Annotated in this window: 1 protein-coding gene; it reads left to right on the forward strand. The window is 40.4% G+C overall.

Going from position 1 to position 661, the window contains the following annotated elements:
* Positions 1–661 (forward strand): T9SS type A sorting domain-containing protein (locus Q4Q35_RS00775; protein ID WP_496559751.1); only part of this gene is annotated, 661 nt, incomplete at both ends.

Here is a 661-nt window from a genome sequence, read left to right on the forward strand (position 1 = left end):
TGGACTAACGTGACGTCCTTTACCGTATCAGCAAGCGAACTCGCAGCATTTACGTTCGACAATTTATCAGTTGCTGGTAATAATAGTTCTACCATTTTTGGATGGGAAACGGCCGTAGATGTTAATGACGAGCATAAACTGGTAACCGAAACTGTTGACGGTATTACAGTGACGTTCGAAAATGGTGATGGTACACCTAGTAGTACTGTTATCGCCACAGGTACTAGAGTCGGTACTAGTAGTGCTAACTCGGCTATCTTTACATTTGACCAATCTGTTGATGTGAACTCCATTGTTGTTAGTGATGCTAGTAGTAGGAGTGATAGAGAATTAACATTTACCCCTATTATTGGAGGAGGTACTAATGCTCCTGTGGTGGTCACATTAGTAGAGGGTGCTGTCCCAGGAGGCGGAACGCTTTACTTAAATTGGACCGATGTCACGGCCTTTAGGGTTGAGGTAACAGCATCTCCACTTACTTTGACTTTGGATTATCTCTTTGATGATTTATCAGTTAATCCAAGAAGATTAGCTGTTACTGATGATTATGCATTCCAAAAGGCACAAGTATACCCAAATCCAGTAGAGGATATGCTTTATGTTAAGCATGTTTCAGATTTAAAATTAATTAAGGTCTATAATCATTTAGGGCAACAGGTAT

The organism is Flavivirga aquimarina (assembly GCF_030540835.1).
Lineage (GTDB): Bacteria > Bacteroidota > Bacteroidia > Flavobacteriales > Flavobacteriaceae > Flavivirga > Flavivirga aquimarina.